Annotated in this window: 16 protein-coding genes; 6 read left to right on the top strand and 10 right to left on the bottom strand. The window is 61.0% G+C overall.

What is annotated here, in order from left to right; translation table 11 throughout:
- Positions 1-429 carry a 50S ribosomal protein L13 gene (gene rplM, locus M2395_RS18805; protein ID WP_007928449.1) on the bottom strand — a complete coding sequence of 143 codons (429 nt, stop codon included), beginning with the start codon at positions 427-429 and terminating at the stop codon, positions 1-3.
- Between the two features lie 247 nt (positions 430-676).
- Here rplM and M2395_RS18800 point away from each other — a divergent pair, with 247 nt between their 5' ends.
- Positions 677-1717, top strand: coding sequence for an NADP(H)-dependent aldo-keto reductase (locus M2395_RS18800; RefSeq protein WP_053153710.1), 1041 nt, complete (start codon positions 677-679; stop codon positions 1715-1717).
- 79 nt (positions 1718-1796) lie between these two features.
- Here the strand turns inward: M2395_RS18800 and M2395_RS18795 are convergent, their stop codons facing one another.
- Positions 1797-2933 (bottom strand): acyl-CoA dehydrogenase family protein, encoded by a 1137-nt coding sequence (locus M2395_RS18795; protein ID WP_077934742.1) that lies wholly within the window; start codon positions 2931-2933, stop codon positions 1797-1799.
- A gap of 244 nt (positions 2934-3177) precedes the next feature.
- Between M2395_RS18795 and M2395_RS18790 the strand changes: the two genes are divergently transcribed.
- Positions 3178-4077, top strand: coding sequence for a GlxA family transcriptional regulator (locus M2395_RS18790; protein ID WP_169892244.1), 900 nt, complete (start codon positions 3178-3180; stop codon positions 4075-4077).
- Between the two features lie 42 nt (positions 4078-4119).
- Here the strand turns inward: M2395_RS18790 and zapE are convergent, their stop codons facing one another.
- The 3 genes from zapE to M2395_RS18775 form a co-directional block, all read right to left on the bottom strand.
- A complete protein-coding gene (gene zapE / locus M2395_RS18785) occupies positions 4120-5214 on the bottom strand; it encodes a cell division protein ZapE (protein WP_011063333.1) in 1095 nt (364 codons plus the stop codon).
- 88 nt (positions 5215-5302) lie between these two features.
- Positions 5303-6658, bottom strand: a complete 1356-nt coding sequence (locus tag M2395_RS18780; RefSeq protein ID WP_077934743.1) for a tryptophan--tRNA ligase — start codon at positions 6656-6658, stop codon at positions 5303-5305.
- Between the two features lie 24 nt (positions 6659-6682).
- Positions 6683-7312, bottom strand: a complete 630-nt coding sequence (locus M2395_RS18775; protein ID WP_011063335.1) for an alpha/beta hydrolase — start codon at positions 7310-7312, stop codon at positions 6683-6685.
- 144 nt (positions 7313-7456) lie between these two features.
- On the opposite strand from M2395_RS18775, the gene M2395_RS18770 reads away from it, so the two are divergent.
- Positions 7457-7891: a YhcB family protein gene (locus M2395_RS18770; protein ID WP_011063336.1), complete on the top strand. Its 435-nt coding sequence runs from the start codon at positions 7457-7459 to the stop codon at positions 7889-7891.
- Between the two features lie 77 nt (positions 7892-7968).
- Here M2395_RS18770 and M2395_RS18765 read toward each other — a convergent pair whose 3' ends face one another.
- The 5 genes from M2395_RS18765 to M2395_RS18745 form a co-directional block, all read right to left on the bottom strand.
- A complete protein-coding gene (locus M2395_RS18765) occupies positions 7969-8727 on the bottom strand; it encodes an OmpA family lipoprotein (protein ID WP_011063337.1) in 759 nt (252 codons plus the stop codon).
- 111 nt (positions 8728-8838) lie between these two features.
- Positions 8839-9483: an MBL fold metallo-hydrolase gene (locus M2395_RS18760; RefSeq protein WP_015636939.1), complete on the bottom strand. Its 645-nt coding sequence runs from the start codon at positions 9481-9483 to the stop codon at positions 8839-8841.
- Positions 9484-9541: 58 nt separating this feature from the next.
- Positions 9542-10042 carry a methylated-DNA--[protein]-cysteine S-methyltransferase gene (locus M2395_RS18755; protein ID WP_011063355.1) on the bottom strand — a complete coding sequence of 167 codons (501 nt, stop codon included), beginning with the start codon at positions 10040-10042 and terminating at the stop codon, positions 9542-9544.
- A 165-nt stretch (positions 10043-10207) separates the two neighbouring features.
- Positions 10208-10462, bottom strand: coding sequence for a hypothetical protein (locus tag M2395_RS18750; protein WP_011063356.1), 255 nt, complete (start codon positions 10460-10462; stop codon positions 10208-10210).
- Positions 10443-10625: a hypothetical protein gene (locus M2395_RS18745; protein ID WP_011063357.1), complete on the bottom strand. Its 183-nt coding sequence runs from the start codon at positions 10623-10625 to the stop codon at positions 10443-10445. The genes M2395_RS18750 and M2395_RS18745 overlap by 20 nt, the downstream gene beginning before the upstream one ends.
- A 139-nt stretch (positions 10626-10764) precedes the next feature.
- On the opposite strand from M2395_RS18745, the gene M2395_RS18740 reads away from it, so the two are divergent.
- From M2395_RS18740 to M2395_RS18730, 3 genes are all read left to right on the top strand, one after another.
- Positions 10765-11439 carry a response regulator transcription factor gene (locus M2395_RS18740; RefSeq protein WP_011063358.1) on the top strand — a complete coding sequence of 225 codons (675 nt, stop codon included), beginning with the start codon at positions 10765-10767 and terminating at the stop codon, positions 11437-11439.
- Entirely contained in the window at positions 11432-12763 is a 1332-nt protein-coding gene (locus M2395_RS18735) for a HAMP domain-containing sensor histidine kinase (RefSeq protein ID WP_123431395.1), read from the top strand. Before M2395_RS18740 ends, M2395_RS18735 begins: the two co-directional genes overlap by 8 nt.
- 232 nt (positions 12764-12995) lie before the next feature.
- Positions 12996-13898, top strand: coding sequence for a LysR family transcriptional regulator (locus M2395_RS18730; RefSeq protein ID WP_011063360.1), 903 nt, complete (start codon positions 12996-12998; stop codon positions 13896-13898).
- Position 13899 lies beyond the last annotated feature (1 nt).

The following is a 13899-nucleotide window of genomic DNA, read 5'->3' as shown; positions in this document are numbered from 1 at the left end:
TTAAATCTTCAGTTCTTGGGGCTGCTGAGCAGTATGAGGGTGTGCAGCGCCCGCATAGACTTTCAGCTTACGGTACATGTCGCGACCCAGCGGGTTCTTAGGCAGCATGCCTTTTACCGCGGTCTCGATCACGCGCTCAGGGGCTTTGGCGATCAGCTTTTCGAAGTTGATCGACTTGATGCCGCCCGGGAAACCGGAGTGGGAGTAGTACATTTTGTCAGTGGTTTTAGCGCCAGTAACACGTACCTGCTCGGCATTGATCACGACGATGTAGTCGCCGGTGTCAACGTGAGGAGTGTACTCAGGCTTGTGCTTGCCACGCAGACGGCTCGCGATTTCGGTGGCCAGACGACCCAGGGTCTGACCAGCAGCGTCGACGACGAACCAGTCGCGCTTTACTGTTTCCGGTTTAGCAGTAAAAGTTTTCATTCTTTATAGCCTCAGGGGCCGCCCAGCAAAATAGACGGCGGATCTTACTGAATAGTGCTTACTTTGACAAGGTCAAAGGCAGCCGGACACAGACGCTATCGGGGGCTCGGGTCAGCGCGTCTGATATACGGCAAGATTCTTCGGCAGGCGGCGCATCACTTCCACTGCAGAAAGAGCTGCCGAATTATGCAGATTGCGAAAAAAATTTCAACCTGCTTTTATGATTGTTTTGCCAAGGGAGCACCCGATGGACTACCGCCAGCTGGGCCGAACCGATCTGAATGTGAGTGCAATTTGCCTGGGCACCATGACCTGGGGAGAGCAGAACACCGAGGCTGAAGCCTTCGCTCAGATCGAGCGGGCCAAGAACGCCGGAATCAACTTCATCGACACTGCCGAGATGTACCCGGTGCCGCCAAAGGCCGAAACCTACGCCACCACCGAGCGCTATATCGGCAACTGGTTCAAGCAGCGCGGCGACCGCGCCGACTGGGTCCTGGCCAGCAAGATCGCAGGTCCGGGCAACACCATCGACTACATTCGCGACAAACAGCTCAAGCACAACCGCAAGCATATTGTCGAAGCCGTGGATGCCAGCCTCAAGCGCCTGCAGACCGACTGGATCGACCTGTACCAACTGCACTGGCCCGAGCGCAGCACCAACTTCTTCGGCCAACTGGGCTACAAGCACCAGGCCGATGAAGACTTCACTCCGCTGGAAGAAACCCTCGAAGCCCTGGACGAGCAGGTCAAGGCCGGCAAGATCCGCCATATCGGCCTGTCCAACGAAACGCCATGGGGCACCATGAAGTTCCTTGCCCTGGCCGAGAGCCGTGGCTGGCCGCGGGCGGTTTCGATCCAGAACCCCTACAACCTGCTCAACCGCAGCTTCGAAGTAGGCCTGGCGGAAATTGCCATTCGTGAACAATGCGGCCTGCTGGCCTACTCTCCCCTGGCCTTTGGCTACCTGTCCGGCAAGTACGAAGGCGGCGCGCGGCCAGCCAAGGCACGGCTGAGCCTCTACAGCCGCTTCAGCCGCTACTTCAACCCTCAGTCGGAAGCAGCCTGCAGCCGTTATGTGGCGCTGGCCCGCGAGCACGGCCTGGATCCGGCACAAATGGCCCTGGCCTTCGTCACTCAACAGCCGTTCGTGACCAGCAACATCATCGGCGCCACCACTCTGGAACAGCTGGACAGCAACATCGCCAGCGCCGCCTTGAAGTTGTCGGAGGAGGTCCTCGCCGGGATCGAGGCAATCCACAAGGATCACCCCAACCCCGCGCCTTAATAGGCCCACAGTTGCTGGCTTGCCAGCGAATGGATACGTCGCATAACCCGCTTCGCACCCTTCGCCGGCGGCCCGCTCCCTATAGTGAGCGGGCAATGATCTCCTTCATGATCTCGTTGGTCCCGGCATAAATGCGCTGCACCCGGGCATCGGCCCAGGCCCGGGCCACCGGGTACTCCCACATGAAGCCGTAGCCGCCGTGCAACTGCACGCATTCATCAAGCACCTTGCACTGCAGGTCAGTCCCCCAGTACTTGGCCATGGCCGCCGTCGGCACATCGAGCTTGCCCTGCAAGTGCAGCTCCAGGCAGCGATCGACAAATACCCGGCCGATCTGAATTTCCGTGGCCATTTCCGCCAGCTTGAAACGGCTGTTCTGGAAATCGGCAATCGCCCTGCCAAAGGCTTTGCGTTCGCGGGTGTATTCCAGGGTCCACTGCAACGCCGCCTCGGCACTGGCCAGGCCACCAATGGCCACGGTCAGGCGCTCCTGGGGCAACTCCTGCATCAAATAGGCAAAACCTGCCCCAGCCTGCCCCAGCAGATTCTCCTTGGGTACTCGCACATCCTGGAAGAACAGCTCGGAGGTGTCCTGAGCCTTCATTCCCACTTTCTCCAGGCGCTTGCCCTTGGAGAACCCGGGAGTATCGGCCTCAACCAGAAACAGGCTGGTGCCCTTGGCTCCGGCCTTGGGATCGGTCTTGGCCACGACTATCACCAGGTCCGCCAGGTAGCCGTTGGTAATAAAGGTCTTGGAACCATTGATCACGTATTCGTCGCCGTCGAGCACTGCCGTGGTCTTCACCCCTTGCAGGTCGGAGCCCGCCCCCGGCTCGGTCATGGCAATGGCCGTGACCATTTCCCCCGAGACCAGCCGGGGCAGGTACTTGTGCTTCAGCGACTCACTGCCGTAATGCAGGATGTAGGGCGCGACAATGTCCGAATGCAGGGAAAAACCAATGCCCGTCAGCCCCAGCCGGCCAATCTCCTCGATCACCACCGCGCTGTAGAGAAAGTCCGCCCCCAGGCCGCCGTACTCCTCGGGAATGTGCGAACACAGCATTCCGGCCTCCCCCGCCTTGCTCCACAACTGACGGTCGATATAGCCCTGTTTTTCCCATTCTCCATGGAAGGGCACTGCCTCTTTCTCAAGGAATGTACGCACGCTGTCACGGAAGAGTTCGTGCTCGGAGCTGAACAAGGTTCTAGGGATCATGCAGGCACCTGTGATGGTTATTGATCATGGGTTGGCTGCCAGAGCCTAAGGCTAGCCACCTGCACGGGACACTGGACACATCCGACAAAAAATAAGACGATCCAGCCGTCTGGTGACCACTTTCCCCTATAAGAACAATTGAATTATGTCTAACCAAACCTCCACGCCCTTGCGGCGCGTCAGCATCCTGGCTATCGACCGGGTTTTCGCTTCCACCCTCATGCAAGCCAAGGATTTCTTCCATCTGGCCAGCCTGCGCTACGGCAAACAACTGGGCCAAGGCCTGACCCCGGCGTTCGAAACCCGCCTGGTCAGCCCCGACGGTCAACCCGTATGCAGTTTCAGCGACGTGATCATGCCGGTGGACGGCCCGCTGGAAGACACCGATATCATCATCCTCCCGGCGTTCTGGGACGACTTCGACACCCTGTGCCAGCGTTACCCGCAGATCTTGCCCTGGCTGCGCGCCCAGCACGCTCGCGGCGCGGTGCTCTGCGGCGAAGCCACCGGGGTGTTCTGGCTGGCGGAAGCCGGCTTGCTCGATGGCAAGGAAGCCACTACCTACTGGCGCTTCTTCAGCGCCTTCAATGAGCGCTTCCCCAAGGTCCAGCTCAATCAGGACAAGCACCTGACCGACGCCGACAACCTCTACTGCGCGGGCGGTACCACCTCGGCCTGCGACCTGTACATCTACCTGATCGAACGCTTCTGCGGTGCCAACGTGGCCCAGGCCGTGGCCCGGGACATTCTCTATGAAGTACAGCGCAGCTACGCCCCAGGGCGCATCGGCTTCGGCGGCCAGAAGCTGCATCAGGACGTGATCATCCTGCAGATCCAGCACTGGCTCGAAGAGCACTTCGCCGACAAGTTCCGCTTCGAGGACGTGGCCCGCGAGCACGGCATGAGCATTCGCAACTTCATGCGCCGTTTCCAGACCGCCACCGGCGACAAGCCCCTGCATTACCTGCAGCGCCTGCGCATCGAAACCGCCAAGGGCCTGCTCTCGGGAACGCGCAAGAGCATCAAGACCATCAGCTACGAAGTCGGCTACGACGACGCCAGTTTCTTCGCCCGACTGTTCCGCCAGCACACCGAACTTTCACCCAACCAGTACCGCCAACAGTTCCAGCAACAGGCGGCATAAAAAAAGGGCCTGCAATGCAGGCCCTTTTTCATCTGGCGATGCTTATGGCTTGTGCGCCCGCGACAGGAACTCGTGGGACTGCATCTCCAGCAGACGGCTAAGGGTGCGCTGGAACTCGAACGTCAGGCGGCCACCGGTGTAGAGGTCCTTGAGTTCGACCTCGGCGGAAATGATCAGCTTGACGTTGCGGTCGTAGAACTCGTCGACCATGTTGATAAAGCGCCGGGCGATGTCGTCGGTGGTGACGCTCATCTGCTCCACGCCACTGAGCAACACGGCATGGAAGATCTTGCCCAGCTCGATGTAGTCGTTCTGGCTGCGCGGGCCGTCGCACAGCTCCCGGAAGTCGAACCAGGCCACATCATCGCAGGTACGCAATGCGCGGATCTCGCGGTTCTCGATGATCAACACATCGTTTTCCACCGCCTGGGTGCACTCCGGCGTCAACGCCCGGAAGCTCTTGCGCAAGCTTTCCTGTGCTTCTTCGTTCAATGGATAGTGGAACAGCTCCGCCTGCTCCAGGTGACGCAGGCGGTAGTCGACACCGCTGTCGACGTTGACGATCTCGGTGTTCTGCTTGATCAGGGCAATCGCCGGCAGGAAGCGCGCGCGCTGCAAGCCATCCTTGTACAAGCCGTCGGGGACGATGTTCGAGGTGGCGACCAGGGTCACGCCATTCCTGAACAGCTCCTCCATGAGGGTGCCAAGAATCATCGCGTCAGTAATGTCAGACACGAAGAATTCGTCGAAGCAGATCACCCGCGCCTCTTGCGAGAAACGCTTGGCGATGATGGTCAACGGGTTCTTCTCACCGCCCAGGGTCTTCATTTCTTCGTGTACGCGCTTCATGAAACGGTGAAAGTGCGTGCGTACCTTTTCCTTGAACGGCAAGGCTTCGAAGAAGGTGTCCACCAGATAGGTCTTACCGCGCCCCACTCCGCCCCAGAAATACAGACCCTTGACCGGCGTCTGATCCTTCTTGCCAAAAAGCTTGCCGAGCAGGCCCGGCTTGTTTTGCTCGGCCGCGATCAGATCGTCATACAGGCGCTGCAGATGACGCACAGCCGTTTCCTGTGCCGCATCATGAAAGAAATCCGGGCGTTTCAGATCTGCTTGGTATCGTTCTAGGGGCGTCATAATTCGTTAGCAAGGCAACAAAAACGGGCCGTCACTTTAGCGACGGCCCTGGGGAATGGCAATCAGCCCTTGGTCGGGAAGATGCCGATTAGTCCTGCGCCGGGGTCAGAGCGATGCGCAGTGCATCTACAGCCGCGTCACGGGCGCTGGCATCGGCAAAGTCCGGGCTATCCGCCACACAGGCGCCGTCCAGCCAGATACCGAATGCATTGCCCTCGGTCCGCAGATCCAGCTCCTGGCCCGATTGCAGTTGCTTGGTGACAGCACCTGCAGCCTTGCCATCAGCGAAATTGCGCGACAGCAGCAGTTGCTCGCCATCGGCCGACAGCAAACGGAAACGGAAGCTGCCGTCATCCTCTCGAAAGCTGATGAAACGCGCGGCCTTGGCGGCTTTTTTCTTGGAGGTGGCTGCCACCTGTACCTGGGCGGCGAAAGAGCGCAGGCCCACGGCTTCGCGCAGTTCGTTGAGGAACGGCGTGGCCACGGCACGGGCCTTGACGGCGCCGGCACGCAAGATGTCTTCCAGATCCGAAGGGCGTGCGATCAGTTGGTGATAACGCTCGCGGGCTTCGCCCAGTTCGGCATCCAGCAATTGGAACAGGCGGTTCTTGGCTTCGCCCCAACCCAGGCCCTGAAGCAGCTCGCTGCGGAACTCGGCGGCTTGCGCAGGGGTGGAGAACGCCTGGTACAGGGTGAACAAATGAGAGTTGTCCGGATCCTTGGCCTCGCCTGGCGCCTTGGAGTCGGTGACGATCCGCGAGATCGCGTCCTTCATGTCCTTGGCGCTGGTGAACAGCGGGATGGTGTTGTCGTAACTCTTGGACATCTTGCGGCCATCGAGGCCTGGCAAGGTGGCAACGCTTTCCTCGATCAGCGCCTCGGGCATGGTGAAGAACTCCTTGCCCTGGCCGAACAGGTGGTTGAAACGCTGGCCAATGTCCCGGGCCATTTCCACGTGCTGGATCTGGTCGCGGCCCACCGGCACCTTGTGCGCGTTGAACATCAGGATGTCCGCCGCCATCAGTACCGGGTAGCTGTACAAGCCCATGGTGATGCCGGCGTCCGGGTCTTCACCGGCCTCGACATTCTTGTCCACCGAAGCCTTATAGGCATGGGCACGGTTGAGCAGCCCCTTGGCCGCCACGCAGGTCAACAGCCAGGTCAGCTCGGGGATCTCAGGGATGTCCGACTGGCGATAGAAAGTCACGCGTTCCACATCCAGGCCACCGGCCAACCAGGTGGCGGCGATTTCCTGGCGCGAACGCTGGATACGCAGCGGGTCATCGCACTTGATCAGTGCGTGGTAGTCGGCCAGAAAGTAGAAGGAGTCGGCATTGCTGTCGCGGCTAGCGACGATCGCCGGGCGGATCGCACCGGCATAGTTGCCCAGGTGCGGGGTGCCGGTGGTGGTGATGCCGGTGAGGATACGCGTACGAGTAGTCATGGGTAATCGCTTATCAGACTGCTATCAATTCGAAAGTCGCGGCAGCACCAGATCTTTCAGATCGGTGAGCTTGCCATGAAAAAAGTGCCCGCATTCTGCCACTTTCAGCAGCTCATGGGGGCGAACAAGCGCGTCGGACCAGTCGTAGACCGCCTGAGGGTCGATGACCTCATCGGTTTCCGGCTGGATCAGGGTCAACGGGCAGTTCTGCGGCAGCAGGTCGCTATCACGCAGGCGGGTGACTGCCGGCGCCACCATGAACAAGTGCTTGAGCTGCGTGCCCTGGCCTTCCAGACGCCCGCCAAGGCTGGCCGCGACAAAGCCGCCAAAGGAGAACCCGAACAGGGTCAAGGGCAGTTGCGGATGCTGGGCCTGCAACCACTGGGCTGCCGCCTGGGCATCGTCGACTTCACCGCTGCCCATGTCGTGGCTGCCTTCACTGGCGCCCACGCCACGGTAGTTGAAGCGCAGAGTGCTCAGGCCGGCATCCCGCGCAGTGCGCTGCAGGGTGGATACCACCTTATTGAGCATGGTGCCGCCCTGCACCGGATTGGGGTGGCAGATCAGCGCCATCCCACGTGCATCGGGCACCTGCAGATACAGGGCTTCCAGTTGGCCCACCGGGCCGGCAATCACTACAGGGGTTTCACGCATAAGCAAGGAAGGAACTCCGTGACCTCGAAGGGGGTCGACTCGTCTAGCAAATGGTCTGTGCCAATCTATTGCGAGTGAATCGCGGTATACAGCGCAGGTTCGAGCCGTTAACGTAAAGCAAAGCCGTTTATAGAGGAAGGACTCGTGGAACACTCGCTCTTAGTTTGGTTGTTGCCGACTCTTGCCCTGGTCGCGGGTGTCGCCATTGGATTCCTGGTCGCTCGCCTGCTGCCCAATGCCGCGCCTAACCGCACGCAGCGTCAGTTGGATGATATTCAGGAACGTTTCGACAATTATCAGAATGAAGTGGTCACTCACTTCAACAGCACCGCAACCCTGGTCAAGAAACTGACCCAGAGTTACCAGGAAGTGCAGGATCACCTCGCCGAGGGCGCCAATCGCCTGGCCTTGGACGAACTGACCCGCCAGCGCCTGCTGGCCGCCTTGCACTCGGAGTCGGTGCAGGCTCCACGTGAGCGCCTGACCCCTCCACGGGACCAGGAACCACCACGGGACTACGCGCCGAAGACGCCGAATGCCCCAGGCATGCTCGACGAGCAATATGGCCTGAAGAAGTAATACGCCTCAGCCATTAAAAAAGCCCGCCCGATCTGCATCGCGCGGGCTTTTTTATGCCTGGGGTTCAGCCAGTCCGGTCAGGGATACTGCTGGTATTGCTGACCTTGCTGCTGATAGGGCTGCTGGTACTGCTGGTTCGGTTGCTGGTACTGCTGGCCCGGAATCGCCTTGAGGTTGACCTCGACCCGACGGTTCTGCGCACGGCCGTTGACATCGGCGTTGCTGGCGATCGGGTTGTCCGGACCGGCGCCACGAGCGGACAGGTTGGAACCGCTGACCCCCTGGGACGTCAGGTAGGTCGCTACGCTCTGGGCGCGACGCTGGGACAGATCCATGTTGTGCTGACGGCTGCCGGTGCTGTCGGTGTAGCCGACGATCTCGATCTGGTTCTGGTTGAACTCACGCAGGGAGTTGGCCAGGTTGTTCAGGGGCTGGTAGAAGCTGGGCGCGATATTCGCCGAGTCAGTGGCGAAGGTGATATTGCCCGGCATGATCAGCTTGATCTGATCGCCCTGGCGCTGCACTTCGACCCCGGTGTTAGCCATGCTGGCGCGCAGTTTTTTCTCCTGCTGGTCAGCGTAGTAGCCATAACCTGCCGCGGAAGCACCGACCACTGCAGCACCGATCAGGGCCCCCTTGCCACGGTTGTTGTGGTCGATGGCAGCACCAGCCAACGCACCGGCCAAGGCTCCCAGCCCACCGTACTTGGCGGTTTTACTCATGCCAGACGAGCCGCCGTCGGCCTGCCCCTGGTTGTCATAGGGGTTAGGCGAAGCGCAGCCGGACAACAAGGCCACAGCAGTAGCGACAACAATCAAACGACGTGAGGTGAACATGGAAAGCTCCTACATTTTGCATTCTGTGGTGCAGCGGACGTTGGCAATAGACCTTTGCCGGCGTTGGAACACGCAGAACGGCAAAAATTCCGTGAACCAACGGTCAAATAGTCAGGCTCGCACGAACGGGTTCTGACGCATCTCATCTCCCAGCCGGGTGTCTGGGCCGTGCCCGGCAACCACTGTGGCGTCTTCGTCGAGGGTATAGAGACGCTGCTTGATCGAACGCACCAGCGTGGCCTGGTCGCCACCCCACAAATCCGTGCGCCCGACCCCGCGCTTGAACAGCGTGTCGCCGGCAATCAGAAGCTTAGCCTCGGAAAACCAAAAGCTCATGGAACCTGGGGTATGCCCTGGAGTGTGCAAGGCCACACCGCAACCGCAGGCCAGCTCTTCGTCATCACCCAACCAGCGATCCGGGGACGGCACAGGGGTGTAGGGCACGCCGAACATGCTGCACTGCATCTCAAGGTTGTCCCAGAGAAACTGGTCGTCCTTGTGCAAGTGCAAGGTGGCGCCGGTCTTTTCCTTCATCTGCCCGGAGGCCAGGAAGTGATCCAGATGGGCATGGGTATGGATGATGCTCACCACCTTCAGGCCCAGTGCGTCCAGGCGCGCCATGATCAGGTCGGGGTTGCCGCCCGGATCGACGACTATGGCTTTCTTGGTCAGCGGGTCGCCAATGATGGTGCAGTTGCACTGCAGCGGGCCGACGGGGAAGGTTTCGCGGATGAGGCTGGGCTTGGCGGCGTCCATGGGAAGGCTCCAGAAAAATCGATGGGCCATTCTGTCACAGCTCGCCGCCACTGCTTACTCAGAACGCCAGTTGCAACGTTTCCTCGCCTTCCAGTGCCAACAGGAACTGCTTGGCCTCAAGACCGCCAGCGAAACCGGTGAGGCTGCCCGAGGCGCCAATCACCCGGTGGCAGGGGGCGACGATCGAGATCGGATTACGCCCATTGGCCGCCCCTACCGCACGCACTGCAGTGGGATTGCCGATCTGTCGGGCGATCTGGCTGTAACTGCGGGTCTCGCCGAAAGGAATGGTCAGCAGGGCTTGCCAGACCTGGCGCTGGAACTCGGTGCCGACAAAGTCCAGCTCAAGCTCGAAACGCTCGCGGGTACCGGCAAAGTATTCGCGCAACTGGCGCTCGGTCTCCAGCAACAGCGGATGCTCCGCGGCTTCCTGCAGTGGGCCCAGGCGCACCCGGTTCTGCCGCTCGTGCTCCCACAGAATCGCCGCCAGCTTCGCTCCCCGGGCGACCAGGGTCAGTTGGCCAACCGGGGACGCCATTTTCTTGAATACGCAGGACATCGCAGTTCTCCTTCAATCCGCCAGGGAAATCAGGCCGGCAACCCTGGGGTTCGCCGCCTTCATCTCAGTACGCCTGCACTGTAGAACGAGATTTCAGCGCAAGAACCTCGTTTCTTGCGCTGGAACTCGAAGGCGGATCATTCTGGGCGCTGCCAGGCGGCGAGGCTAGTCGTCTTCGTCCACCAGGTAGCAATTGTCGCTGCTGCTAAGCCGGCCATGGGGGTCGACGATAAAGGCCCCCCGCCCCTGACCACACTCCAGCAAGTGCACCGGCGACAGCTCGCGCTGGCGGTCGATCTGGGCGTTGAAGCGCACGATATAGGCACCCAGGGAAATCGATACACACAGGATCAGCATCAGACACAGCACCAACTGGTCGGTGTAGCCGGCGCCGCTATCGTCAGACGATACCCGCGACATGCTCGGCCTCCGCCCGTTGCAGGTCATGCCCCAGCAGGAACAAGCTCAAGGGGCCGCCGTCCCCAAGGCGCACCATGGGTGCCCCGGACGGCAGGACGCAAGCCATCAGGCCGAGAAGAATCAACACCAGCAGGATGCCTTTGAGCACTGAAGACAGGTTCATGGCTGTGCCGCGCTCTGCAGTTAAGAAGAGCCTGAGCTTAGAGAGCGCCGGGTTAACAGCGGGTAAACATCAATGGAAAAGCCTCGGCTTCCGCTATCCTTCGGGCCATCGAGTGCCAAGGGTCCAAGGGGACGTTTCCGTGCATATTCACCTGCTGCTGGTCGAGGACAACCTCGACCTGGCCAATACCGTCATCGAGTACCTGGAAATCGGCGGCATCGTCTGCGACCACGCCAGCAACGGCCAGACCGGCCTTAACCTGGCCCTGAGCCAGCATTACGACGTGATCCTCCTCGACATCATGCTGCCGCGGCTGGACGGCCAGCAACTGTGCGAACAACTGCGCCAGAACGGCAGCCAGACCCCCATCCTCATGCTCACCTCGCTGGATGCCCTGTCGGACAAGCTCGCCAGCTTTGCCGCCGGTGCCGACGATTATCTGGTCAAGCCCTTCGAACTGGCCGAGCTGGTGGCCAGGATCCGTGCCCTGAGCCTGCGCCGCAGCGGCCAGGCCAGCCGCCTGCAGGTGGCCGACCTGGTAATGGAGCTGACCACCCGCAAGGTCAGCCGCGCCGGCCAGGAACTGCACCTGTCGCCCATCTGCTGGACCCTGCTGGAATGCCTGATGCGCGCCAGCCCCGAGCCTGTCACCCGGGAACGCCTGGAGGCGACGATCTGGGGCGACGAGCCGCCCGACAGCAACACCCTCAAGGTGCATATGCACCGGCTGCGCAAGACTGTGGACAAGTCCTTCGACCAGCCACTGATCCACACCCTTCCCGGTATTGGCATACAGCTGAGGTCACATGCGTAACGGCCTGAGTTTGAAATGGGTGATCAGCGGCAGCTTCCTGCTGCTGATTGCCGTGGTGCTGCTGATCTACAGTCTGCTGCTGCCGGAATACAGCGTCCGCGGCCTGCTCTACACCGCCAGCGCGATGATGGAGGAAGAAGCCCAGTACTTCGCCAGGCACTACAACAAGGACCCCACGACCCCGCCGCCGCACAACTATTTCTATACCAGCGTCATCGGCAAGGAGGCGCTGCCCGAGAAGGTCCGCCAATTGCTGGACACGCCCCCGAGCCTGTCCTTCGGTGCAGTCCAGGTCTTTGGCGATCTGGATTCCGATGACGACGATGAAGGCCGGGCGATCCTTGCCCAACCCCTGGCGGACGGCAAGACCCTGTACATGTACGACGTCGACCATGACCAGGAAGAAGGCGGCGAAGTCGAGACGCCACTGTCCGACGCCTACCTGGACCGTGAACTGCACGGGGTGATTTTCATCAGCCTGGCGGTGTTCATACCGGCGCTGATCATCATTGCCCTGCTGGTCTGGTGGCTGGTACGGCCCCTGGGCCGCCTGTCCCAGTGGTCCAGTACCCTCAAGGACCCCGACACGGTGGCCGGCGAACGGCCCAATTTCAGCTTCAAGGAATTCAATATGCTGGCCGACGCCCTGGCCCAGAGCATGCAACAGGTCCAGGCTGCCAGCCTGCGTGAAGGTCGGCTGCTACGCTACACCAGCCATGAACTGCGTACCCCGCTGGCAGTGCTCAAGGCCAATATCGAGCTGCTGACCCTGCAATCCGGCGGCGCCCTGCCGCCGCCCCTGCAACGTATCGAACGCTCGGTACTGAACATGCAGCGCATCGCCGAGACCTTGCTGTGGATGAGCCGCGAGCTGCCCGAAGCCCTGCCCGAGGAGCCCATCGACATGAGCGGGCTGGTCAACGAGCTGATTCAGGAGCAGCGCTACCTGATCGGGACACGGGATATCGAACTGACCCTGGACATCAGCACCACGCCCTGCCGCCTGCCCCTGACCGCCTGCCGAATCGTGGTCGGCAATTTCCTGCGCAACGCCCTGCAATATGCCGATGACGGCACCATCGAGATCCACTTCGACTACCCGCGCCTGCGCATTCTCAACCGCATCCGCGAAGCCAAGCAGATCGAGCCTTCCAGCGACTACGGCTATGGCCTGGGTCTGGAACTGATGCGCCAGTTGTGTGCCCGCCTGGGCTGGCGCATCGACGTGCTGGTGGAGGAGCAACACTTCAGCGTCACCCTGGACTTCGACGCCACCCCGACCGAGGAAGCCCCGCCCGCCGACCCCGGCGAGGAGAGTGCCTGAAGCCAAGCGAGGAAAAATGTGCTCGCAAGCGATGAAAAAACTGCCTTGGTCATGCCCTCCCTCCCGGCACTTGTGAGTATTGTTGCGGGACAAAAAAACACGCCGGGGGAGCCTTGCCGGTGCGTAACTTGCTTGCATCAAGCGCACTGCATGCGCGGTGATGCATGCAAGTCCCGGGTCACCCTGACCCGGCCGCCCTTCCCCCGTGCCCGGGCAAAGAACGAGGTTCGCTGTGGCTGCCTACAATCTGCGTCAACTGAAGTACTTCATCACCACCGTCGAGTGCGGCAGCGTCGCCGAGGCATCACGCAAGCTGTACATTGCCCAGCCGTCGATCTCCACCGCCATCAAGGGCCTGGAGGACAGCTTCGGCGTGCAATTGCTGATTCGTCACCATGCCCTCGGCGTCTCCCTGACCCCCAGCGGGGCACGTTTCTACCGCAAGGCCCAGGAGCTGCTGCGCATGGCCAAGGAGTTCGAGCAGAACGCCCTGGCAGACAACGACGTGGTCGCCGGACAGATCGACATCGGCTGCTTCGAAACCGTGGCACCGCTGTACCTGCCACAACTGATCGCCGGCTTCAGCGCGCTCTATCCCGGGGTGGAAATCCGCATCCGTGATGGCGAACAGCAGGAACTGGTACAGGGCCTGACCGGTGGCGCGTTCGATCTGGCGATCCTCTATGAGCATGACCTGGACGGCACCATCGAAACCGAGCCACTGATGCCGCCGCAACGGCCTTACGCCTTGCTGCCGGCCGGCCATCGCTACGCCAAGCAGCCCCAGGTATCGCTGCGCGACCTGTGCCTGGAGCCGATGATCCTGCTGGACGTGCAACCGAGCCGCACCTATTTCGTCAGCCTGTTCGAAGAACTGGGGCTGACGCCGCAGATTGCCTTCAGCTCACCGTCCATCGAGATGGTGCGCGGGATGGTCGGCCAGGGCTTCGGTTTCTCGATCCTGGTCACCCGCCCCCACTCGCCTTTTTCCTACGATGGCAAGCCGGTGGTGTGTGTCGACATTGTCGAGGACGTCACAGGTTCAGGCCTGGTGGCCGCCTGGCTCAAACGTGGCCAATTGACCAAGCCGGCGCGGTTGTTCGCCGACTACTGCAAGGAGCACCTGGCCCGCTAGC

This window comes from Pseudomonas sp. BIGb0176 (assembly GCF_024810175.1).
Lineage (GTDB): Bacteria > Pseudomonadota > Gammaproteobacteria > Pseudomonadales > Pseudomonadaceae > Aquipseudomonas > Aquipseudomonas protegens.
Note: the sequence above shows the minus strand (reverse complement) of the source record. Positions and strands in the feature narration are given on the sequence as shown.